18 protein-coding genes and 1 riboswitch are annotated in these 21,534 nt (G+C 63.2%); of the genes, 6 read left to right on the top strand and 12 right to left on the bottom strand.

Annotation, left to right across the window (positions count from 1 at the left end; all coding sequences use genetic code 11):
- Nucleotides 1-11: 11 nt before the first annotated feature.
- From gatB to gatC, 3 genes are all read right to left on the bottom strand, one after another.
- Nucleotides 12-1,448 carry an Asp-tRNA(Asn)/Glu-tRNA(Gln) amidotransferase subunit GatB gene (gene gatB / locus ACYQ0Z_RS02845; protein WP_459864233.1) on the bottom strand — a complete coding sequence of 479 codons (1,437 nt, stop codon included), beginning with the start codon at nucleotides 1,446-1,448 and terminating at the stop codon, nucleotides 12-14.
- A gap of 16 nt (nucleotides 1,449-1,464) precedes the next feature.
- Nucleotides 1,465-2,919, bottom strand: coding sequence for an Asp-tRNA(Asn)/Glu-tRNA(Gln) amidotransferase subunit GatA (gene gatA / locus ACYQ0Z_RS02850; RefSeq protein WP_459864235.1), 1,455 nt, complete (start codon nucleotides 2,917-2,919; stop codon nucleotides 1,465-1,467).
- Nucleotides 2,920-2,984: 65 nt separating this feature from the next.
- Complete coding sequence (gene gatC, locus ACYQ0Z_RS02855) at nucleotides 2,985-3,278, bottom strand: Asp-tRNA(Asn)/Glu-tRNA(Gln) amidotransferase subunit GatC (RefSeq protein ID WP_459864237.1); 294 nt, start codon at nucleotides 3,276-3,278, stop codon at nucleotides 2,985-2,987.
- 244 nt (nucleotides 3,279-3,522) lie between these two features.
- Here gatC and ACYQ0Z_RS02860 point away from each other — a divergent pair, with 244 nt between their 5' ends.
- On the top strand, nucleotides 3,523-4,110 hold the full coding sequence (locus ACYQ0Z_RS02860) for a GNAT family N-acetyltransferase (protein ID WP_459864239.1): 588 nt from the start codon (nucleotides 3,523-3,525) through the stop codon (nucleotides 4,108-4,110).
- Between the two features lie 108 nt (nucleotides 4,111-4,218).
- Here ACYQ0Z_RS02860 and ACYQ0Z_RS02865 read toward each other — a convergent pair whose 3' ends face one another.
- The 3 genes from ACYQ0Z_RS02865 to ACYQ0Z_RS02875 form a co-directional block, all read right to left on the bottom strand.
- Nucleotides 4,219-4,446, bottom strand: a complete 228-nt coding sequence (locus ACYQ0Z_RS02865; protein ID WP_459864241.1) for a DUF3906 family protein — start codon at nucleotides 4,444-4,446, stop codon at nucleotides 4,219-4,221.
- Nucleotides 4,447-4,542: 96 nt separating this feature from the next.
- Nucleotides 4,543-6,171 carry a nitrite/sulfite reductase gene (locus ACYQ0Z_RS02870; protein ID WP_459864243.1) on the bottom strand — a complete coding sequence of 543 codons (1,629 nt, stop codon included), beginning with the start codon at nucleotides 6,169-6,171 and terminating at the stop codon, nucleotides 4,543-4,545.
- 75 nt (nucleotides 6,172-6,246) lie between these two features.
- A riboswitch (SAM riboswitch) is annotated at nucleotides 6,247-6,373 on the bottom strand.
- Between the two features lie 95 nt (nucleotides 6,374-6,468).
- Complete coding sequence (locus ACYQ0Z_RS02875; protein WP_459864245.1) at nucleotides 6,469-7,416, bottom strand: MraY family glycosyltransferase; 948 nt, start codon at nucleotides 7,414-7,416, stop codon at nucleotides 6,469-6,471.
- 253 nt (nucleotides 7,417-7,669) lie between these two features.
- Here ACYQ0Z_RS02875 and ACYQ0Z_RS02880 point away from each other — a divergent pair, with 253 nt between their 5' ends.
- Together ACYQ0Z_RS02880 and ACYQ0Z_RS02885 are read left to right on the top strand one after the other, a co-directional pair.
- A complete protein-coding gene (locus tag ACYQ0Z_RS02880) occupies nucleotides 7,670-9,784 on the top strand; it encodes a carbon starvation CstA family protein (protein ID WP_459864247.1) in 2,115 nt (704 codons plus the stop codon).
- A gap of 40 nt (nucleotides 9,785-9,824) precedes the next feature.
- Nucleotides 9,825-10,028, top strand: a complete 204-nt coding sequence (locus tag ACYQ0Z_RS02885) for a CstA-like transporter-associated (seleno)protein (protein WP_459864249.1) — start codon at nucleotides 9,825-9,827, stop codon at nucleotides 10,026-10,028.
- A gap of 134 nt (nucleotides 10,029-10,162) precedes the next feature.
- On the opposite strand, the gene putP is transcribed toward ACYQ0Z_RS02885, so the two are convergent.
- Both putP and ACYQ0Z_RS02895 read right to left on the bottom strand, forming a co-directional pair.
- Nucleotides 10,163-11,653: a sodium/proline symporter PutP gene (gene putP / locus ACYQ0Z_RS02890; RefSeq protein WP_459864252.1), complete on the bottom strand. Its 1,491-nt coding sequence runs from the start codon at nucleotides 11,651-11,653 to the stop codon at nucleotides 10,163-10,165.
- Nucleotides 11,654-11,883: 230 nt separating this feature from the next.
- Nucleotides 11,884-12,600 carry a glycoside hydrolase family 15 protein gene (locus ACYQ0Z_RS02895; protein WP_459864254.1) on the bottom strand — a complete coding sequence of 239 codons (717 nt, stop codon included), beginning with the start codon at nucleotides 12,598-12,600 and terminating at the stop codon, nucleotides 11,884-11,886.
- Between the two features lie 353 nt (nucleotides 12,601-12,953).
- On the opposite strand from ACYQ0Z_RS02895, the gene ACYQ0Z_RS02900 reads away from it, so the two are divergent.
- The 3 genes from ACYQ0Z_RS02900 to ACYQ0Z_RS02910 all read left to right on the top strand — a co-directional run bounded on the left by ACYQ0Z_RS02900 (nucleotide 12,954) and on the right by ACYQ0Z_RS02910 (nucleotide 15,657).
- Complete coding sequence (locus ACYQ0Z_RS02900; protein WP_459864256.1) at nucleotides 12,954-13,127, top strand: spore coat protein; 174 nt, start codon at nucleotides 12,954-12,956, stop codon at nucleotides 13,125-13,127.
- Nucleotides 13,128-13,358: 231 nt separating this feature from the next.
- Nucleotides 13,359-15,110 carry a glutamate synthase-related protein gene (locus ACYQ0Z_RS02905; protein WP_459864258.1) on the top strand — a complete coding sequence of 584 codons (1,752 nt, stop codon included), beginning with the start codon at nucleotides 13,359-13,361 and terminating at the stop codon, nucleotides 15,108-15,110.
- Nucleotides 15,111-15,126: 16 nt separating this feature from the next.
- Nucleotides 15,127-15,657 carry an isoprenylcysteine carboxyl methyltransferase family protein gene (locus ACYQ0Z_RS02910; RefSeq protein WP_459864260.1) on the top strand — a complete coding sequence of 177 codons (531 nt, stop codon included), beginning with the start codon at nucleotides 15,127-15,129 and terminating at the stop codon, nucleotides 15,655-15,657.
- An 88-nt stretch (nucleotides 15,658-15,745) separates the two neighbouring features.
- Here ACYQ0Z_RS02910 and ACYQ0Z_RS02915 read toward each other — a convergent pair whose 3' ends face one another.
- From ACYQ0Z_RS02915 to ligA, 4 genes are all read right to left on the bottom strand, one after another.
- Complete coding sequence (locus ACYQ0Z_RS02915; protein ID WP_459864263.1) at nucleotides 15,746-16,516, bottom strand: hypothetical protein; 771 nt, start codon at nucleotides 16,514-16,516, stop codon at nucleotides 15,746-15,748.
- Nucleotides 16,517-16,691: 175 nt separating this feature from the next.
- Nucleotides 16,692-18,239: an L-glutamate gamma-semialdehyde dehydrogenase gene (gene pruA, locus ACYQ0Z_RS02920; protein ID WP_459864265.1), complete on the bottom strand. Its 1,548-nt coding sequence runs from the start codon at nucleotides 18,237-18,239 to the stop codon at nucleotides 16,692-16,694.
- A gap of 125 nt (nucleotides 18,240-18,364) precedes the next feature.
- Nucleotides 18,365-19,468, bottom strand: a complete 1,104-nt coding sequence (locus ACYQ0Z_RS02925; protein WP_459864267.1) for a CamS family sex pheromone protein — start codon at nucleotides 19,466-19,468, stop codon at nucleotides 18,365-18,367.
- A 49-nt stretch (nucleotides 19,469-19,517) separates the two neighbouring features.
- Nucleotides 19,518-21,533 (bottom strand): NAD-dependent DNA ligase LigA, encoded by a 2,016-nt coding sequence (ligA, locus tag ACYQ0Z_RS02930; protein ID WP_459864269.1) that lies wholly within the window; start codon nucleotides 21,531-21,533, stop codon nucleotides 19,518-19,520.
- Between the last annotated feature and the right edge of the window lies 1 nt (nucleotide 21,534).

Genomic DNA, 21,534 nt, shown 5'->3' on the forward strand with positions numbered 1-21,534 from the left:
CGCACAGCCCTTTACCGCTTGGCGATCTCCTCCAGAAGCAGCTTGTTGACAAGCTCGGGATTGGCCTTGCCCTTCGTGGCCTTCATCACCTGGCCGACGAGGAAGCCCAGCGCGCGGTCTTTACCGTTCTTGTAGTCCACAACCGACTGCGCATTGGCGTCGAGGACCTGGAGAACGATCGGTCGCAGCACCTCGGGGTCGGTGATTTGCACCAGCCCCTTCTCCTTGACGATCGCCTCGGGATCCCGATCCGTCTCCAGGAGCTCCTTGAAGACCTGCTTGGCGATCTTCCCGCTGATGGTACCCTTGTTGATCAGGGTAATCAGCTTGCCAAGGTTCGCCGGCGAAAGCTTGACGTCGCGCACCTCGATCCCCTGGGCGTTAACGTAGCCCATCAGCTCCACCATCACCCAGTTGGCCGCCGTTTTCGGATCCTGGCAGTGCTTGACCACTTCCTCGTAGTAGTCGGACAGGTCCTTCGAGGCCGTCAACACACCGGCATCGTACGCCGACAGGCCGTAGTCGCGCATGTACCGCTCGCGCCGCGCATCGGGCAGCTCCGGCAGCTCAGCCTTCACCCGTTCCACCCACTCGCGGTCGATGACGAGGCGCACGAGGTCCGGTTCCGGGAAGTAGCGGTAATCGTGGGCCTCCTCTTTGCCGCGCATGGGCACGGTAATCTCCTTCTGCTCGTCCCAGCGCCGCGTTTCCTGCTCCACGACGCCGCCGCTCATGAGAATCTCCCGCTGGCGTTTTTCCTCATACTCGAGACCTTTCTGCACAAAGCGGAAGGAATTGAGGTTTTTCAACTCCGTCTTCGTGCCGAAGGTGTCGGCACCCACCGGACGCAGGGAGATGTTGGCGTCGCAGCGCAGCGACCCCTCTTCCATCTTTACGTCCGAGACGCCGGTGTAGAGAAGGATCTGCCGCAACTTCTCCAGGAACAGGCGCGCCTCCTCCGGCGAGCGAAGGTCCGGTTCGGTGACGATCTCGATGAGCGGCACACCAACGCGGTTGAAGTCAACAAGGGAATAGTTGCCGCCGTCCTCGGCGTGGAGCGACTTCCCGGCGTCCTCCTCCAGGTGCAGGCGGGTGATGCCGACGCGCTTTTTGCGCCCGTTCACCTCAATCTCGACCCAGCCGTTTTTGGCAAGGGGCCGGTCGTACTGGGAAATCTGGTACGCCTTGGGCAGATCGGGGTAGAAGTAGTTCTTGCGATCGAACTTGCACTCCTCGGCGATCTCGCAGTTGAGGGCCAGCGCTGCCTTCATGGCGAACTCCACGGCCTGGCGGTTGAGCACCGGCAGAACCCCCGGATGGCCGAGGCAGATCGGACACACGTTGGTGTTGGGCGGGGCGCCGAATTCCGTGGAACAGCTGCAGAAAATCTTCGACTTCGTCGCCAGTTCGACGTGCACTTCCAGCCCGATGACCGTCTCAAAGTTCATCGTCCGTTCCCCTCCCTCACAGCGCCGGACGCGCCTTGTGGTGATCGGTGTGCACCTCGAAGGCGTACGCGGCGCGCAGCACCGTCAGCTCGTCGAAGGGCTTGCCGATGATCTGCAGCCCCACCGGCAGCCCGTCGGAAAGGCCGCACGGGACGCTGATCGCCGGCAGCCCGGCCAGGTTGACCGGAATGGTACAGATGTCGTTCAGGTACATCGTCAGCGGGTCGTTTACCTTCTCGCCGAGCTTGAAGGCGGTCGTCGGCGCGGTCGGGCCGATCACCACGTCGAAGCGTTCGAAGAGCCGCTCGAAATCCTGCTTGATCAGCGTGCGCACCTTCTGCGCCTTCAGGTAGTACGCGTCGTAGTAGCCCGAACTGAGGGCGAAGGTGCCAAGCATGATCCGCCGCTTCACCTCGGGACCGAAGCCCTGGCTGCGCGTCTGCTTGTACATGTCGACGAGGTTGTCCGCCTCCACGCGCACGCCGTAGCGCACGCCGTCATAGCGCGCCAGATTGGACGACGCCTCCGACGGGGCGATCAGGTAGTAGCAGGCCACGGCGTAGTCGCTGTGCGGCAGGGAGACCTCCTCCCATTCGGCACCCAGCGAGGCGAACACCTTCAGCGCCTCAAGCACCCGCTGGCGCACGCCCTCGTCGATGCCGTCGCCGAGGTACTCCTTGGGCACGGCAATTTTCAGGCCCTTCACGTCGCCGGTGAGGGCCGCCGTGTAATCCGGCACCTCAACGTTGGCCGAAGTGGAATCCTGCGGGTCGTGTCCAGCGATAGCCTGGAGCACGTAGGCAGCATCGGCCACGGTACGCGTGAGGGGGCCAATCTGGTCGAGGGAGGAGGCAAAGGCCACAAGCCCAAAGCGGGAAACGCGACCGTACGTGGGCTTGAGCCCTACGACACCGCAGAAAGCCGCCGGCTGGCGGATGGAGCCGCCGGTGTCGGAACCAAGGGCAAAAACAACCTCCCCGGCCGCCACCGCTGCCGCCGACCCGCCGCTCGAACCTCCGGGCACGCGTTCGAGGTCCCACGGATTGCGCGTGGGGAAGAAGGCGGAGTTCTCCGTCGACGACCCCATGGCAAACTCGTCCATATTCGTCTTGCCGACCATTACCGCATCGGCGGCGTCGAGCTTGTCCATCACCGTGGCATTGTAGATCGGCTCGTAGTTGGCCAGGATCTTCGACGCACAGGTCGTGCGCACGCCCCTGGTGACGATGTTGTCCTTGATGCCCGCCGGAATGCCGTACAAGAGCCCCATCGCCTCTCCGGCGGCCAGGCGCCGGTCGAGCTCGTCGGCTTTCTTTAACGCCCCCTCCTCGTCCAACGTGAGGAAGGCCTTAACCTTCTCATCCACGTCGCGGATCCGGGTAAGCGATGCTTCCACCAGCTCGCGGACGGAAAATTCCTTTTTATGCAGGCCGTTGTGGATCTCCTGAATCGATTTCTCCAACAGCGACACGCCGTATCCCCCTTTCCACCACCACTGCCTTGTCCGGCTTCACCGCTGCCTCTCGGCTCAGCCGGCTAGCCTTCGATCACTTTCGGCACGCGGAACAGGCCGTCCACATGATCCGGCGCGTTTTTGAGCGCCTCCTCCCGCGCAATCGACGGCCGCACCGCATCGTCGCGCATCACGTTGGCCAGCGGCAAGACATGGCTCGTCGGTTCCACGCTGTCGGTGTTGAGTTCGTTCAGCTTGTGGGCAAACTCGAGGATCTTGTTGAGCTGTTCGGTAAACCGCTCCGTCTCCTCCGGCGTCAGCGACAGCCGCGCCAGGTTGGCGATATGCTCAACCTGCTGGCGGGAAATCGCACCCATCGGTGGCACCTCCTCGTGTATTCCGCCCTGGAGTGGCCGCCTGCATCGGCCTGTCGTGCGGTTGTCGCACATGCTCCACGCTTTTCCTGCCACATAATCTTAATGATACCAGATGGGGAAAACACCCCGCAAATGCCCGACCGCCCACGCTTCTCGGCCGCGCGGGGACCACACATATCGGGAAACGCAACGCGGCAGGGGGAATACGATGAACGGAACCGCCCTTCGAGAAGGAGGAACGGGCATGGCATTCCCCCACGACATTTCCGTACCCGACGCGCTGCACGGCCCCCGCGTGCTGTTGCGTCCTCTTGGGCTTGACGACGCGGCGGAACTGTTGGCAGCGATCCACGAGTCGCGGGGCCACCTCACCCCGTGGCTGCCCTGGGTGCGGCACGTGCACACCATCGCCGACGCCCAGGCCTTCGTCGCCCGCACCCGCACACGCTGGCGGCGGCGAACCGATCTGGCCATGGGCATTTTCGCACGGAACGGGGGCCACCTGCTCGGCGGTTGCACCCTCCATCCGCACGACTGGTCGCTGCGCACCTTCGAGATCGGCTACTGGCTGCGGTCCACCGCGACGGGGCGCGGTCATGCCGCCGAAACGGTGCAGGTGCTGACCCGTTTCGCCTTCGAGGGACTCAAGGCCAACCGCGTCGAGATCCGCGTCGACCCGCGCAATGCGAAAAGCCGCGCCGTCCCCGAACGCCTAGGTTTCGTCTATGAGGGGACGCTTCGCCGTAGCGCCCCTGGCGCCAACGGGGAACCTGCTGACCGCATGATCTTCGCGCTGATCCCCGACGACTACCGGCGGCTGGATTGGCCGTGAGGCAGCCCAAACGAAAAGGGCGGTTCACGCACAACCGCCCCTTGCACACGATCCCAGTCACGTTTATCCCCCACCGATCACAGCCCGAACAACCGCTTCCCCGCCCTGTCACACCTCGGCGGTTACCACGGCGTATCCCACGCCCGGGTGCAGCGATTTCTTCTCTACCAGCGAGAGTTCCGCCACGCGCGAGCGAAAGACCAGGTCACGCTCCAGGTGGCTTTCGGCGTACTGGAACGCCTTTTCCTCGTTCGCCGCCGCCACGACCACCGTCACCAGCCGGCCGTCGTTCAGGCGCGCTTCCAGGCGATACAAGTACCATCCCGCTTCCGCCATCTTCTTCCCACCTTTTCCCGAACTCGCGAGCCGAGCCCAAGCGGCACGCGGCCAGCCGCCCAAATGCCGACCCGCCGTTTTTCCGATCCCGATAAGCTAGCCGCTCACCGTCTCGGTCAGCACTTCGTCGAGCTTGGCCTGGAACGCATCGACGCCGACACGGCGGACGAAAGCGTGGAAGTCCTCGCCCTTCCGGCGCTCGTCGCGGTAGAACGCGATCAGCGCCTCCAGCACGTAGGGGACGTACACGGCCGGCACCCGCCCTTTCAGTTTGGTGTTGAACGTCGCCCCAGGCCCGAGCTTCCCGCCGATGGCGATGTCGAACGCCTCCTTCATCCCTTCCGGCGTCTTCACCAGCGCGCCCTGCAGGCCAATGTCGGCGATCTGCTGCTGGCCGCAGGAGTTGGGGCAGCCGTTGATGTGCAGGCGGATAGGCACGTCGAGAGGGATGCGTTCGTCGAGATACGCGACGATCTTGCGCATGCGCTCCTTGGTTTCGGTAAGGGCCAGGTTGCAAAACTCGATCCCCGTGCAGGAAACGGCATGGCCGGAGAAGGTTTTCGGGAACGGGGTGATGCGCTTCAGGAGCGGTTCGGCGAGCAGCGCCTCCACCTTGTTTTCCGGCACGTGTGTGATCAGAATGTTCTGCGTGTTGCACGTGCGCAGCGAGCCATTGCCGTACTTGTCGGCCAGCTCAGCCAACCCTTCCAGCTCGTCGGCACTCATGCGGCCAACCGGCACCGACAGGCCGACGTAGTACAGCCCCTCTTGCTTCTGCCGGTGCACGCCGGTGAAGTAGCCCGCGTTCCAGCCGACGATCTTGTCCTCGCCCCGCCCGGGAAACTTCCCGATGTAGCCCTCGAGGACTTCCTGGAACTTCTCGACCCCCCAGTCGGCGACGAGGAACTTCAGGCGGGCGCGGTGGCGCTTCTCCCGATAGCCGTAGTCGCGGAACACGCGGGTGACGCCAACGGCGACCTTGACCACCTCTTCCGGCCGCACGAACATGTCGAGCTGCCGGGCCATGTGCGGCTTGGAGGACAGGCCGCCGCCCACCCATACGTGGAAGCCAACCACTTCCTCCCCGTCGATCATTTTCATCGCCGGGGTGAAGGCCAAGTCGTTGATTTCGGCATGGGCTGCGTTGTAAATGTTCGCCGATATCGAAATCTTGTACTTCCGCGGCAGGTTCGAAAATTCGCGGTTCATCCAGATCGCGTTTTGCACGGCTTCCACGATGGGACGCGTGTCGATCAGCTCGTGGGGATCAATGCCGGCCAGCGGGTTGCCGACGATGTTGCGCGGGCAGTCGCCACAGGCTTCATAGGTATAGAGCCCCACCTCGGCCAGGCGCTTGAAGATTTCGGGGCAGTTTTCGATGCGCACCCAGTGCAGCTGGAAGCACTGCCGCGTCGTCACGTCGACCAGGCTGCGTCCGTATTCGCGACTGATGCGGGCCACCTCGCGCGCTTGCCGGCTGTTGAGCACGCCCGACGGCACGCGGATGCGCATCATGAAGAAGCCGTCCTCCTTCGGCCGTTGCGCGTAGATCCCGGCCCACTTCAGGAGTTGCAGGTCGTCGTCGGTCAGCGCCTCGTGCCCGGCCGCCGCCAGCCGCTCAATGTCGTCGAGAATGTCGAGGCCATCGCGGTTGAGCTTCAGGAGCTCCACCTTGTTCAGCTTGGACGGGTCCTCCGCCCACTTCCATTGATACTTAAACGCCATGAGCCCTCACCCTCCTCGGAAAAATCAACGCGCCCTTCTCCCCTTTGAACGAAGAGAAAAGGGCGCGCTTTTCTCTCCTTATCTTCAAAGGCGCGCCCGCCGCGCGCCTTTTCTGGAATTGGCACCGTGCTCACCGCGCGGGAAGTGTGGGCCGGTTGCCGAGGGTTCATCGGGCCAGTCCCTCCCCCTCTCTCGATAAGGGGATGTGTTCCGGTCGTATGCAATTTCCATCGGGCGTTACCCCTATCTTACTCCCTGAAATCAGATAGGTCAACTCAATTTTCTCACGTCTTCGGACTACCCGACCACCCACCAATAGAGGAGGAGGGAAACCACGGACAGCAAAACCGACACCCCGTACAAGACGGCCAGCGTCTGCGCCTGCGTGAGGCCGTACGCCAGCAGGCGATGGTGGACATGGAAACGGTCGGCCTGGTAAATGGGCCGCCCTTCCCGCAAGCGGCGCAGGATCACCTGTACGCTGTCAAACAACGGCACTCCGAAAACCAGCAGCATGGCCACCAGCGAGAGAAACGTAACGGTTTTCAGCGTCCCGTCCAGCGCCACGACGGCCAAATAGTACCCCAAAAACGCCGATCCGGTGTCGCCCATGAAGATCGTCGCCGGCGGCAGGTTGAAGCGCAGGAACGCCAGGCAAGCGCCCATCAGGGCGGCCGTCAGCACAGCCGTTGTGGCCTGCCCTTTCAACAGGGCGATCACCGTCAGGCTGGCGGCGGCAATGGCCGTTACACCGGCGGCCAACCCATCCGCACCGTCGAGGAAATTGATGATGTTGATGAGGACCACCACCCACAGCATCGTTGCCAGCAGCGACAGCCACAGGGGAAACAGGATCATTCCGCCGTCGACGACATCGCGCACGCCATAGACGCGCACACCGGCTACGAAGGGCACGAGTGCCGCCGCCACCTGCGCGATCAGCTTGGGCAGCGGGGGCAGCTCGCGCCGCCGCGCCTTGTACCCATCGTCCAGGAGCCCGATGAGGACGAGCAAAAGTCCGCCGCCCACCAGCACGGGGGCCAGGTGCGGCGGACCGAACGCGACGGCGACAATCCCGACCGCCAAAAACAGCGCCCATCCACCGCTCAGGGGAATCGGGCCGCGATGTCGCTTCCGTCCAGCGGGACGGTCCACCCACCCCAGCGCAACGGCCAACCGACGAACGGGCGGCACCAGCACGGAAACAAGAAAAAAGGCGGACAAAAAGGACAATGCGATCGTCACCCGTATCCACCGACCCTCCGCATGGCATCCACCACACACCCTCATGGTTTAGTATGCCCGCGCGGCGAGATATGGCTTCCTCCATTGCTGCGCGTCACGCAAAAAATCTTGTCTTTCGTTTTTTTGTGTTTTCCCGTATAGTAATAATAAAATAAAAATGATGAACCTTAAGCGGTTACATGGAGGTGACGCGCCCCTACCTGACGAGCCCCCCGTCCACGACGTACGTATCCTGACGAAAGGAGTGACCATCGTGTCGCGCTTCAAGCGGGGCATCCTGTCCATCCTCATCTGGACCGTCATCGCCATCCTCGGCGCGGCGGGGCTGGCCGTGATCGCGCTGCATCGCGGCGAAACGATCAGCGCGGCGTGGCTCTTGACCGCAGCCATCGGGACCTACTTGGTGGCCTACCGGTTTTATAGCCGGTTCATCGCCACAAAAATCATGCAATTGGACGACAATCGGGCGACGCCCGCCGAAGTGATCAACGACGGAAAGGACTTTGTGCCGACAAACAAGTGGGTCGTCTACGGCCACCACTTTGCGGCCATTGCCGGTGCAGGTCCCCTGGTCGGACCGATTCTGGCGGCGCAAATGGGCTACCTGCCCGGCACGCTGTGGATCATCGTCGGCGCCGTGCTCGGCGGCTGCGTCCAGGACTTCATCATCCTGTTCGCCTCCATGCGCCGCAACGGAAAGAGCTTGGGCCAGATCGCCAAGGAGGAGATCGGACCGTTTGTCGGCGTCCTCGCCATGATCGGCATTTTGTCCATCATGATCATCCTCATCGCGGTCCTCGCCCTCGTGGTGGTCAAGGCCCTTGCGCACAGCCCGTGGGGCACCTTCACCATCGCCATGACCATTCCGATCGCCCTCCTGATGGGCGTCTACATGCGCTACCTGCGGCCGGGGAAAGTGCTGGAAGGGTCGCTGCTCGGCCTGGTCCTGCTCCTCCTCGCGCTGTGGGGCGGCCGCTACGTGGCGCAGCACCCGGCGCTGGCCGATCTCTTCACGCTGAGCGGTGAGGCAATCGCCCTGTGGATGATCGCCTACGGGTTTGTCGCTTCGGTGCTGCCGGTGTGGCTCTTGCTCGCGCCGCGTGACTACCTGTCGAGCTTCTTGAAAATCGGAACAATTTTCGTACTGGCCGGGGCCATTTTCCTCGTCATGCCGGAGATTCAAATGCCGGCCATCACCAAGTTTGCCGACGGCACCGGCCCAGTGTTCGCCGGGAACCTGTTCCCTTTCCTGTTCATCACCATCGCCTGCGGTGCCATCTCCGGCTTCCATTCACTGGTGTCGTCCGGGACGACGCCGAAACTCATCGCCAAGGAATCCCATGCGCGCCTGGTCGGGTACGGCGGCATGCTGATGGAGTCCTTCGTCGCCATCATGGCCATGATCGCCGCCACGCTCCTGACGCCGGGGATCTACTTCGGCATTAACAGCCCGGCGGCGGTAATCGGCACCGACGTGGTCAAGGCGGCGGAGACGATCAGCTCGTGGGGCTTCACCGTGACACCGGAAGACTTCCAGCGCCTGTCGGAGCAAATTGAGGAAGAAACGGTTCTCTCGCGAACCGGCGGCGCCCCGACGCTGGCCATCGGGATGGCGTACATCCTGTCCCGCGTCTTCGGCGGCGATACGTTGATGGCCTTCTGGTACCACTTCGCCATCCTGTTCGAGGCAGTGTTCATCCTCACCACCATCGACGCCGGGACGCGCATCGGCCGCTTCATGATCCAGGACCTTCTGGGTAACATCTGGCCGAAGATGCGGCGCACCGACTGGTTGCCGGCCAACCTCATCGCCAGCGCCCTGATCTGCTCGGCATGGGGGTACTTCCTGTACCAGGGGGTAACCGACCCGCTGGGCGGCATCAACACCCTGTGGCCGCTCTTCGGCATCGCCAACCAGATGCTCGCCGCCATCGCCCTGGTGGTGGGGACGACGATCGTCATCAAGATGGGCAAGACCCGTTACGCATGGGTGACGCTGGTACCGCTCGCCTGGCTGTCGGTGGTGACCCTGACCGCCGGCTTCCAGAAGCTATTCCACAGCTCGCCGAAAATCGGGTTCCTCGCCCACGCCAACATGATCAAGGAGAGCCTGGCGGCCGGGCAGCTGCCGGCGCCGGCCAAGACGGTGGAGGAAGCCCACAAGATGCTCATGAACGACTACATCGACGCGGCCGTAACCGCCGTGTTCATCGTCATCGTCATCGCCTTGCTCCTTGCCGCCATCCGCTTGTGGATGAACATCTGGACGGGCAAGACCAAGCCCGAACTGCACGAAGCCCCGTATGTCAAGTCGCGCGGTGACTTGTCCAAAGTCGCCCCCGAAGCCAAGGGCGGCGCGATCGCCTGACGTCCTCGGCTTCGAAAAAACGAAAAGGGGGGGGTGGACGATGACCGAACGCATCCGCTACACCCTGCGCCGCCTCCAAAAGAACATCAAGACCATCTTTGGCATGCCGGACTACGAACGCTATCTCGCCCACTGGGAGCAGCATCACAAACACGAGGGCGGACGGCCAATGACGGAGGCGGAATACTACCGGTATTACCTTTCGCAGCGCTACGAAAAGGGAGGCGTGACGCGCTGCTGCTAGCGCATGGGCCCAAGCGAAACGCCCAGGCACCGCCGCAACGAGACCGATCCAAATCGAACAAAAAAGCGCCCGCCGGTTGGGGAAAGATCCTCGACCGGCGGGCGCACTTTTTGGCATCGCGCGCAGGACAGAGGTCAGCGGCCGTTCTGCACCGCTTCGGCAAACTCCCGCTGGATTTCCTCGGAAGGGACGCGGGTGAGCAGGCTAACCCCGACAATCGACAGGAGGCTGAGGACAAAAGCGGGCAAAAGTTCATAGACATAGGCGGTCACCGCCTCCACATGGTGCAAGACAATGGACGCTACCATGCCCACGACCATGCCGGTCAAGGCCCCGGCTTTCGTCATGCGCTTCCAGTAGAGCGACAAGAGGATCACCGGACCAAGGCTCGCGCCCAGCCCGCCCCATGCGTATTCCACCAGATTGAACACCGAGTTCTTGTCCTGGGCCATGTACAAGGCAATCCCGGAAATGGTCAAGAGCGCAATACGGCCCACCCACAACAGCTCCTTGGACGAGGCGCTCGGACGGAACAGGAGCTTGTAAAAGTCTTCCGCAATGGCTCCCGCCGAAACGAGCAAGAATGAGCTCACGGAGCTCATGATGGCGGCCATAATTGCGGCGATCAACACGCCAGCGATCCAGGGATTAAAGAGCAGGTACGACAGCTTGATGAACACCGTTTCCGGGTCCACCTTCGGGCTGTCCCCCAGGACATCGCCTTTGTAGATGGCCAGACCGGCCATCCCGACAAAAACGGCCGCGTACAGGGTGGTCAGCACCCACACCATGCCGATAACCGTCGATTTGCGCAACAGGTCGGGATCGCGAATGGCCATGTACTTTGTCACGACATGGGGCATGCCGGGGTAAGCCAGTCCCCAGGCCATGAGCGACAAGACGCCGGCAATGGCCATCCCGATACCGTCGTCCGTGGAAAAGACGACCAGGTGTTCCGGCTTCAGCGCCGCGATCGATTGCACCAGGTGATCAAACCCGCCAAGGTAGCCGATAGCGGCAATCGGCACGACAATCAGGGCGAAAAACATCAGCATGCCCTGGAAAAAGTCCGTCCAGGCAACGGCCAGAAACCCTCCCAAGAATGTATACACGATGATGACCAGGGCACCGATATTGACACCGAGGCGGTAGTCCACCCCAAAGGCCAGTTCCATCAGCTTGCCGCCCGCGACCATGCTGGAGGCTGTGTAGTAGAGAAAAAAGACCACGATGGCGGTGGCCGAGATCAGGCGCAACAAGCGCGTGCGGTCACGAAAACGCGCTTCGAGGTAGTCGGGAACGGTGAGCACGTTCAATTTTTCCGTGTACAGGCGAATGCGCTTGGCGATGAATACCCAGTTGACAAAGGTCCCAACGGCCAACCCGATGACGAGCCAAAGGGAGCCAAACCCGGTGGCGATGACAAATCCGGGCAAGCCCATCAGCAGCCAACCGCTCATATCGCTGGCCTGAGCCGCCAAAGCCGTCACCCAGCTTCCGAGTCCCCGACCGCCAAGCACGTAGTCGGAAAACGACCGGTTGCGCCGGAACGTGAGGAAGCCGATGATCAGCATGGCGACAAGATAGAGGGAAAATGTGAAAAGCGCCGCTTGGGTGAACGCCATCTTATTTCCGACCCTCCCGGACGTAATGCCAAACAGAAAGCAAAATTAATGTAAAATAAGGAAAAATCAACCAAAACCAAGTGGCCAAGGGTAGCCCTGCGAGACGGGACATGGCGGCAACCCTCCTCGGCAACACGCGCTGTTTGACAACCATTTTAGCACGCCCTATGTGTAAATCAATTCTGGATTTTGCATACTCACGAAACCGGATGCGCCCCTGCGTGGCCACTTCAGTGGCCACGCAGCCGGCCCAGCCAGCGCGCAACCGGCTCGTCCAACCAGTCGGCGCAAAAGGTGGGGCACCCAGTCGCGACCTGCAGGACCCGGTCGTGCTCCGGCACGTCGGGACGTACCTCCTTCTTCAGCCGCTCCCCCCATTCCCACAGCGCCTCCTGGGGCGAGAGGCTCTCAGCCGCGTCAAGCACCTCGCGCACCGCGGCGCGGTCCGGCCCCCACGCCAGCGCCAGGCGCACCAGGGCCTCTTCTTCCGGTTCGAGGAACCCGACAACCCCTTCCAATCGAAAGGCAGCCACGCCGAACGCGCCTTCCAACACCGTCAGGTCGCCGTCGCGCGCAACGGTCACGTTCGGCGGCACGGAGACCGCCTCCGCCGTCAGCACGAACGGCATTTCCGCATCCGATCGGTTGGTGATGGTCATATCGCGGAGAAACAGCGGTCTTCCAAAGGGCAAGTAATCCGTCGCGTCGATCTCCACCTCGCCAATCCGGGCCACAGTGCGCAGGACGCCGCTTCCGCCTACATAGGCCTGCGCGATGGGTTCGGGCGCACGCCCGCCGGCGGCGAGGCGCAAGCTGGCTCCTTCGGGATGTTGCGCACGATCAAAGAGCACATCCGCCGAACCCTCTCCCACCGCCAGGTATGCCACTTCCAGGTTGGGATTCACAACGGCCAGCGCACGGCCGTTGCCGACGACACCGTACAACACGGGGAACCCTCCTTGCCAACAAAACGTTCCTGTTACATGCTTTGTCCACTCGATCCCCATACTAGCAAATGGGCCACCAATGGACAAATCGAATCCAGGAGGGTACGCAATGGATTAGCTCACGTCAAGATCCCGAACTCAAACAATGGCTGCACAACGCGGCCGCCACGCACCAGGCCCACGTGGAAGCCCTCGTCGACCAGATGCGCCGCCACAGTGGGCGGGAGAGGGAGCAAACCGCACAACGACCCGACGCGTGATCCCCGCCCCAACGTAAACGGATGCCGCGGCTACGCGCGGAACCTCGTGTCCCAACCAACAGAATCCATCGAAGCGGAAAGGAGCAAGATCGGATGAAACTCGTCGACCGAGACATCGCCCAGGACATGTTGCTCTTGGAGAAAATGCTCGCCCACGCCTACGCAGTCGCGGAGACGGAGAGCGCCAACCAAGAACTGCGCGAGGCTTGTCGCCGCCTGCATGCGCAAGCGGAGAAGCTGCACGCCGGCGAATGGCGAATGCCATGATGGACAGCGTGATGTCCAGATTGCTGCAGGATCCCTATACCGAAAACTTGTTTGCGTATGTCACCGTTGCACAGAAACTCACCCCCCCGTGCCATCGTCGAAGCGGCAATGCGGGCCGAATCCGGGAAGCCCTTGTCCCGTCCCCTGGGAAGCCCCATCGTCCTGTCTCGTTGGGAAACGCTCCTCTTTAATCCTGTTCACCTCGCCCCACGCCTGCCCACCCAAGATGGTGTGGTAATTCAAACAGGCGTCACCATCGGTCCGCGGGCCAAAAAACCGCTTCACCTGGAGATCCCCATCCTGATTACCGGCATGTCGTACGGCGGGGCCCTGGGTATGAAGCAGAAAATCGCCCTGGCCCGTGCCGCCACGATGGCCGGAACGGCCACCAATTCGGGTGAGGCTCCGCTGATTCCGGAGGAACGGCAAGCTGCCAGGTATTTCATCGGTCAGTACAACCGCGGCGGGTGGATGAACACGCCGGAGCAGCTTCGCCAGCTGGACGCCTTCGAGATCCAGCTCGGCCAGGGCGCGCAGGCCGCCGCGCCGATGGGCACCGCCTCCTGGCAGATCGACGACCCCTTCCGAAAGCATTTCCGCATCCCGCCGGGAGAAGACGCCGTCATCCACACGCGGCTGCCGGGCGTCAACCGCCCTGCAGATTTCGTCCGTCTCGTGCGCGAGCTGCGCGCCACCTACGGGGTGCCCGTTGGCCTCAAAACGTGCGCCACCCACTACCTGGAACGAGAACTGGACATCGCCCTTGAAGGGGAAATCGATTTCGTCGTCGTCGACGGGGCGGAAGGGGGGACCCACGGCGGCCCGACCATCTTGCAGGACGACGTCGGCTTACCCACGCTGATCGCCCTCGCCCGCACCGTTCGCCACCTCGAGCGGCGCGGCGTGAAACGCGACGTATCGGTCATCGCCGCAGGCGGACTGACCACGCCCGGCCATTTCCTCAAAGCGATGGCCCTCGGCGCCGATGCCGTGTACATCGGATCCATCGCCCTCGTGGCCATGCTGCATACGCAGATGAATCTCGCCACGCCCTTTGAGCCCCCCGTCCAAGCCGCTCTCTACCATGGCAAGTTTAAGGAAGATTTCGATATCGAACAGGGGGCCGAGCACCTGGCCAAATTTCTCAAATCCTGCGTGGAAGAGATGAAGCTGGTCGCCTACGCCCTGAGCAAGACCGATCTCAACCAGATCAGCCGCGACGACTTGGTGTGCGTGGACAAGGAGCTGGCCCGCGTGCTCGGCGTCGACTATGCCGGATACCCCCGCGAGGAACAGCACCTGGCGTGGACTGACGCGTCCCGCAGGTGGGACGGCGCTCCTAAAGTCGGTGCCATCACCCAGGAAGGGGAAGCGGTGGCTGCCCAAGCGTCGGGGGACGCGGCCACGCCTTCCGAACTGTGCAGCCTGACCTTTGTGCCCCAGGATCGCTCGAAGCGAAACCTCATCGCCACGGCGCTCTTCGCCGACGGCGCGGCGGCGGTGCTCGTCGGCGGCGACGCCGCTGCCCCGGCCCAGGGAAACCCTGCGCCACACCCTGCCATCGTCGGCCGTGCCTCCGTCACATGGCCCAACACCCTTGACGTGATAGGCTGGGACCTCACCGACGACGGCCTGAACGTGGTCTTCTCCCCCGCCATTCCCGAGCTGGTGCGCCGGAACATGCCCGAATTCGCACGCGGCTTTTTGGCCCGCTTCGGCCTGACTCCGCAAGACCTCCGCCACATCCTGGCCCATCCCGGCGGCGCGAAGGTGCTCGACGCGCTCCAGGAAGCGCTGGGCGTGCCGCCGCATGCACTGCACGACGCCGCGGAAATCCTTGCTGAATACGGCAACGTCTCTGCCGCGACCGTTCTCTTCGTTCTCGCCCGCCGTCTCAACCGCCCCTGGCCGGCCGGAGAGCCGGCCCTTGTCACGGCGCTGGGGCCGGGCTTCAGCGGCGAATTGGTGCTTCTGTGCAGGTAAGCGAGGGATCGTCCTGATGTCTGCCTTGTTTGTTGCCACCTTCGCCTTCGTTGTCGCGCAACGGCTGGTCGAGCTGGCCATCGCCCGCCGCAACGCCGCCTACTGGCGCGCCCGGGGCGGATACGAAGTGGGCGCACGTCATTACCCGCTTTTCGTAGGGCTGCACGTTCTCTTTTTTCTCAGTTTGGCGGCCGAAGTGGGGTGGCGCGCGCCGGCGCTGCCGCCATGGTGGCCGTGGACGCTCGCCCTTTTTCTCCTCGCCCAGGTCGGCCGGTACTGGTGCATCACCAGCCTCGGCCGGTTCTGGAACACGCGCGTGATCGTCGTGCCGGGCGCCGCTCCGGTTGCACGCGGACCGTACCGCTGGCTGCGCCATCCCAACTACTGGATCGTTGCCCTCGAGCTGCTCGTGCTCCCCCTCACCTTTGGCGCACTTATGACCGCCACGCTCTTCCCTTTGCTTCACCTGGCCCTCGTGTGGCGCGTGCGCATCCCCGTCGAAGAAGCGGCCCTCCAGGCCGCCGCACGCGCCCGACGAAAGGCATAAAAAAGGTCAACGGCCCCTTCCCGCGACAAAAAAGCGGGCCCAAGGCCCGCGAGAGGCACACGATTGCAGCATCCGCTTCGTTTTCCGTCTACCCCCGAGGAAACGCGTAGGCAAAGCCGTGCCGCCCTTTGCCCTTCATCCATTGCTTGCGTTCGTTTTGGAGCGCATCCATTTTCACGCCAAAATGCTCGGCCGCTTCCTCGATCGTTGCGCCGTTCGCCAGGTAGGCCACCACGTCAGCCAGCCTCTTCCCGCTCAGCTTGGCGATCGGCGCGGCCATCATCACCAAGCGCCCGCCGCCCTCTTGCGACTGGGCTACCTGCTCCACTTCCGCCTTGGGCACGCCGAGGTAGTTGGCCAAGCGCGTCACCCAGGCGTCTTTGGCCTTCTGGCGCTGTTCTTCCATCCACTGCTTTCGCGCGTTCTGCACGTCTTCCAGCTTCACTCCAAAATGTTGGGCTGTCTGCGCCCACGTGGCCCCCGACGCTTTGTAGGCCACCACATCGGCAAGCTTCTTTCCGCTCACCTTGGCGTACGGCGCCGCCTGCACCACAAGGCGCCATCCGCCCGGGTGGGATTGGGCCACCTTCTCGATCTCCTCTTTCGACACCCCGAGGTACGCCGCCACCTGTTCCACCAGGACAGCCCGTTTGGCCCCGTGGAAATGGCGAAAGCCCTTATCCGGCTTCGTCCATCCCGATCCGCTCTCTGCTATGGCGGGTTGCTCCGCATTCCCCACCGTTTCCGCCGTCACCCGCCACGCCTCGCCTGCCGCGCCGGCCCCCACCAAGCAGCCGATTGCCAGCACGCCGGCCATCGCGCCCCTGCCCCTGCGGAAGATGTTCTTGGAAATTGGCATGGTGAAATCCCTCCTCCTTCACCCTATAATTTGGGCTTTTCGACGTCAGTTCTTACCGCCAATTTGATCCTTTCCCTCCGGGAACCCCCCAGCCACAAACCGCCGGGAAACGGCATAAGCAAACGCCGCGGCGTCCTGCCGCGGCGTCTGTGTCTCGCTCCTTCGCTTGTCCGCCTCACAGCACTTCCGACACCACTTTGGCCTGGGTGAACAGGAGCAGGTAGTCCGGACCGCCGGCCTTGGAGTCGGTTCCGGACATGTTGAACCCGCCAAAGGGGTGCACGCCAACGAGGGCGCCGGTGCACTTGCGGTTGAAGTACAGGTTGCCGACGTGGAACTCCTCCCGTGCCTTTTCCAGGTTGAAGCGATTGCGGGAGTAGACGGACCCGGTCAGCCCGTACTCGGTGTTGTTGGCAATCTCCAGGGCGTGGTCGAAGTCCTTGGCCTTGGTGAAGGCCACCACCGGCCCGAAGATCTCCTCCTGCATGATGCGCGCCTGCGGATCGACGTCGGCAAAGATGGTCGGCTGGATGAAGTAGCCGTTCCCTTCTCCCTTGCCGCCGCCGACAACGAGACGGCCTTCGTTCTTGCCGATCTCGATGTAGGAGAGAATCTTGTTGTAGGCCTTCTCGTCGATCACCGGTCCGGTGAAGACGTCGGGGTTGCGCACGTCGCCCACCTTGAGGGCCTTCGTCTTCTCGGCCACCAGCTCCAGCACCTGGTCGTACACGTCTTCAAGAACGATCGCCCGCGAGCAGGCCGAACACTTCTGGCCGGAAAAGCCGAAAGCCGAAACGACGATGCCCTGCGCAGCCAATTCCAGATCAGCACTGGAGTCGACAATGATCGAATCCTTGCCGCCCATCTCGGCAATGACGCGCTTGAGCCACAACTGGCCCGGGTGGCGCTTCGCCGCCCGCTCGTAAATGCGCAGCCCGACTTCCTTCGACCCGGTGAAGGAGATAAAGCGGATCTTCGGGTGGTCAACGAGGTAGTCGCCGATCTCGCCCCCAGAACCGGGCACATAGTTGACCACGCCCGCCGGGAGGCCCGCCTCTTCGAGGATTTCCATAAACTTGGCAGCAATGACCGGTGTCGTGCTGGCCGGTTTCAGGACGACGGTATTCCCCGTCACGATGGCCGAGGTGGTCATGCCGACCATGATCGCCAGCGGGAAGTTCCACGGCGGGATAACCGCCCCCACGCCAAGCGGAATGTAGTACATCTCATTGTCTTCCGTCGGGATGCGCACCAGGGGCTGGCGCTCGGCCAGCTTGATCATTTGCCGGCCGTAGTACTCCATGAAGTCGATCGCCTCGGCCGTGTCGGCGTCGGCCTCGGCCCAGCTCTTGCCGGCCTCGTAGACCATCCACGCCGAAAACTCGTGCTTGCGCCGGCGCAGGATGGCCGCGGCCTTGAACAGATAGCGGGCGCGCGCTTCGGCCGGCACGCGCTTCCAGGTTTCAAACGCCTTGAGCGCCGCCTGGACCGCCTTTTCGGCCAGCGCCGTGTCCGCCTGCGACACGACCCCCACGACCTGGTCAATGTTCGAGGGGTTGATTGACTGGATCTTGCGATCGGTCTTGATCCGCTCGCCGCCGATGATCAGGTCGTACTCGCGCCCCAGTTCCGCTTCCACCTTGCGCAGGGCTTCTTCGAAGGCGCGGCGGTTCTCCTCCTTTGAAAAGTCGGTCAAGGGCTCGTTCTTGAAATCGACGACCATGCGGCCTCACTCCCGTTTTCCAATGTTGGCGATTTCATCTCAACGTTATTGTAATACAGAGGAACGCGATCCTTCAAAACTTCCCTTCGCTTGTCGGCGCATCCCGCCGCGGCGCCCACCCGGTTCTAGTAACGGAACACATGTAAATAGGGCTCGCCTTGGGCCGGACGTTCGTACAACGCAAGCGGTTGGTTGACCGTTTCCACGGTGATCGTCACGTGGACATCCTCGTCGACCAGGTCGTTCAGGCGATTGGCCATAAACTGGATCGTCTGGATGGCCTCTGCACGCGAATCGTACTCGGCCACCGCCCGAATGCGCAGCTCCAGCAATTGGTCCCCCTCGAAACGGGCCAAGCCGGTCACCGCGACATACCCGGAGAAAAACTCCTGAACCGCCCGCTGGTAGTCCACAAATCGCCGGTTGACGCCAAGGAGTGCTCCCTCCAGGCGCTCCTTGCTGGGCAGGAGCACAAACCGCTCGTGGATTTCCTGCCACTGCGAGATGGCCGTCTTCCCCGCGTCGGCCGTGCCGACGGCAATAAAGCGGCCGGGCAGGTACGGATTCTGCGTCTCCTCTCGAAAGAGGGCAAAGATCAGGGGCACGTCGCGCACGTTTTTGGCACGGAGGCGCTCAGACACGATGGCCGCGAAACGCTTGCCTTCGCGGCGCAGCACATCGTCAGTCAGCTCCAGTTTGGTCGGCTGACCATCGGGCCCCTTCACCGTCGGCGTCGGATCAAGGGTCAGGCCGATCACCATGCCCGCCAGGCGGGCCTCGTTGTTCACGACCTGGTAATAGTCATGTTCCAGGATGTGCACAAGAAGGCGCGGGCCTTTCCCATCCGGCGGATTTAAGCCGTGCGGATGTTGGGGGCCCTGCCGGCTGAGCCATTCCCGCGCTTCTTCGCGCTGGATGTATTCACCTTCACGGAAATACGTGTTGTCCGGCGAAAAGGTTTGCTGGGCGATCTCGATCATCCCCATCTCCAGGCGGCTGATATCCAGATCGTCCAGGGTGTCACCCAGCATCAGCATCCCCCGGGTCTTGCTGGGGCGGTACGGCAACAAGCCCGGGAAGAAGCGATGGGTGGTCTCCAACGCCGGCGAAATGTAGGCCTTCTTGGGCTGCAAGTTCCCTTGTGGACGCAAGTCCCACGGTGCGCAACCGCTGACCAGCAGCGTGCAGGCGCCAACCAACAGGACAACGCGAAAGAGCAGTCGGCGCATCGCTCGTTCGTCTCCTTTTCCCGAAAACCGTTCTGGTGTGCCAACGGTCCTACGCGCCTTCCCCCGACCCAAGCAGGGCCAAAAACGCCGCCTCATCGATCACCGGAACGCCCAGCTCGCGCGCCTTGGCCAGCTTGGAACCGGCGTTCTCCCCGGCAATGACGAGGTCGGTCTTCTTGCTAACGCTGGAGGCCACCTTGCCGCCCAGGGCCTCGATGCGCTCCTGGGCCTCCTTACGCGTCATCGACGCCAGGGTACCGGTGAGGACGACGGTCTTCCCGACGAAGGGCGACGCCGCTTGCGCCGCGGGTGCCGGTCCCTTGTACGCCGTGTTGACGCCGGCCGCCTTCAGCCGCTCGATCACGGCCCGCACTTCCGCTCGCGCAAAGTAGGTAACGACGCTGTCGGCCATCTTCGGCCCGATCTCCGGCACCGTCAGGAGCTCATCGTAGGTGGCCGCCATCAGGCGGTCAAGGGTGCCAAAGTGCTGGGCCAACGTCTTGGCCGCTTTGGCTCCGATGAAGCGAATGCCCAAGCCGTAAACCAGACGTTCAAGGGAATTGGCCTTGCTCCGCTCGATGGCGGCAAGCAGGTTGTCGGCCGACTTCGGCCCCATCCGCTCCAGCCGGACAAGGTCGTCACGGTCGAGGAAATACAGGTCGGCCACGTTGCGCACCAGGCCGTGGTCGAAGAGCTGCTGACACACCCGCTCGCCGAGGCCCTCGATGTTCATCGCGTCGCGGGAGGCGAAGTGGATCAACCCCTCGACGATCTGGGCCGGGCAACTCGGGTTAACGCAGCGCAGGGCCACCTCGCCCTCAAGGCGCACGAGGGCGCTGCCGCAGGCCGGGCAGTGGGTTGGCATCGCAAAGGGACGCTCGCTTCCCGTCCGACGCTCGGCGAGCACGGCAACAACCTCGGGAATAATGTCGCCCGCCTTGCGCACAACGACGTGGTCGCCAAGGAGGAGGCCCTTTTCACGGATGATGTCCTCGTTGTGCAGGGACGCGCGCTTCACCGTCGTGCCGGCCAGCTGTACCGGCCGCAGGATGGCCGTCGGCGTGACAACACCGGTGCGGCCGACGCTGACCTCGATGTCCTCCAGCACCGTCACCGCCTCTTCGGCGGGAAACTTGTACGCGATGGCCCAGCGGGGGCTCTTGGCCGTAGCGCCGAGGCGCCCCTGCTGGTCAAAGCGGTCGACTTTGATGACGAGACCGTCAATGGCGTAGGGAAGCTCGTGTCGCCGTGCAGTCCACGCCGCGCAGTGGTCGATCACCTCGTCGATGGTATCGAAGCGTCGCCGCTCGGGGTTCACCTTAAACCCCAGCTCTTCCAGCAGGTTAAGGGCATCCCAGTGGGTGGCCACCGTCTCCCCCTCCACGGCGGCCAGGCCGTAGACAAACAAGTCGAGCGTCCGCTCCGCGGCAACCCTGGGATCGAGCTGGCGCAGGCTGCCCGCGGCGGCGTTGCGCGGATTGGCAAAGAGCGGTTCCCCGCGCGCCTGTCGTTCGCGGTTCAGCCGTTCAAAGGCCGCCTTGGGCATGAACGCCTCGCCGCGCACCTCCAGCGTCAGCGGGCGGCGCAGGCGCAAGGGAAGCGAACGGATCGTCTTCAAGTTCTGGGTGATGTTTTCCCCGGTCAAGCCGTCGCCGCGCGTAGCCCCGCGCACGAAACGGCCGTCCTCGTAGCGCAGCGTCACGGCCAGGCCGTCGATCTTGGGTTCCACGACGTACTGCACCGTTTCGCCGCCGAGGAGGCCGCGCACCCGCCGGTCAAACTCCCGCAAGTCGCCCTCGTCAAAGGCGTTGTCGAGACTCAGCATGGGGACGGGATGGATCACCTTCTCGAAGGCGTCCAACGGGGCCCCGCCGACACGCTGGCTGGGGGAATCGAGCGTGACGAGATCGGGAAAGGCTTTCTCCAGCTCGATCAGCTCGCGCATCAGCGCGTCGTATTCGGCGTCGCTGATCTTGGGGTCGTCCTTGACGTAGTACCAGTAGTTGTGCTCCTCGATCTGCCGGCGCAGCTCCTCAATCCGCCGGGCCGCTTCCTGGCGATCCATG

It is taken from the genome of Calditerricola yamamurae, from assembly GCF_054654135.1.

Coding starts and splice junctions, on each gene's coding strand:
- gatB (WP_459864233.1), bottom strand. CDS start 1,448: ATGAACTTTGAGACGGTCATCGGGCTGGAAGTGCACGTCGAACTGGCG.
- gatC (WP_459864237.1), bottom strand. CDS start 3,278: ATGGGTGCGATTTCCCGCCAGCAGGTTGAGCATATCGCCAACCTGGCG.
- ACYQ0Z_RS02860 (WP_459864239.1), top strand. CDS start 3,523: ATGGCATTCCCCCACGACATTTCCGTACCCGACGCGCTGCACGGCCCC.
- ACYQ0Z_RS02865 (WP_459864241.1), bottom strand. CDS start 4,446: ATGGCGGAAGCGGGATGGTACTTGTATCGCCTGGAAGCGCGCCTGAAC.
- ACYQ0Z_RS02870 (WP_459864243.1), bottom strand. CDS start 6,171: ATGGCGTTTAAGTATCAATGGAAGTGGGCGGAGGACCCGTCCAAGCTG.
- ACYQ0Z_RS02885 (WP_459864249.1), top strand. CDS start 9,825: ATGACCGAACGCATCCGCTACACCCTGCGCCGCCTCCAAAAGAACATC.
- putP (WP_459864252.1), bottom strand. CDS start 11,653: ATGGCGTTCACCCAAGCGGCGCTTTTCACATTTTCCCTCTATCTTGTC.
- ACYQ0Z_RS02900 (WP_459864256.1), top strand. CDS start 12,954: ATGAAACTCGTCGACCGAGACATCGCCCAGGACATGTTGCTCTTGGAG.
- ACYQ0Z_RS02910 (WP_459864260.1), top strand. CDS start 15,127: ATGTCTGCCTTGTTTGTTGCCACCTTCGCCTTCGTTGTCGCGCAACGG.
- ACYQ0Z_RS02915 (WP_459864263.1), bottom strand. CDS start 16,516: ATGCCAATTTCCAAGAACATCTTCCGCAGGGGCAGGGGCGCGATGGCC.
- pruA (WP_459864265.1), bottom strand. CDS start 18,239: ATGGTCGTCGATTTCAAGAACGAGCCCTTGACCGACTTTTCAAAGGAG.
- ACYQ0Z_RS02925 (WP_459864267.1), bottom strand. CDS start 19,468: ATGCGCCGACTGCTCTTTCGCGTTGTCCTGTTGGTTGGCGCCTGCACG.
- ligA (WP_459864269.1), bottom strand. CDS start 21,533: ATGGATCGCCAGGAAGCGGCCCGGCGGATTGAGGAGCTGCGCCGGCAG.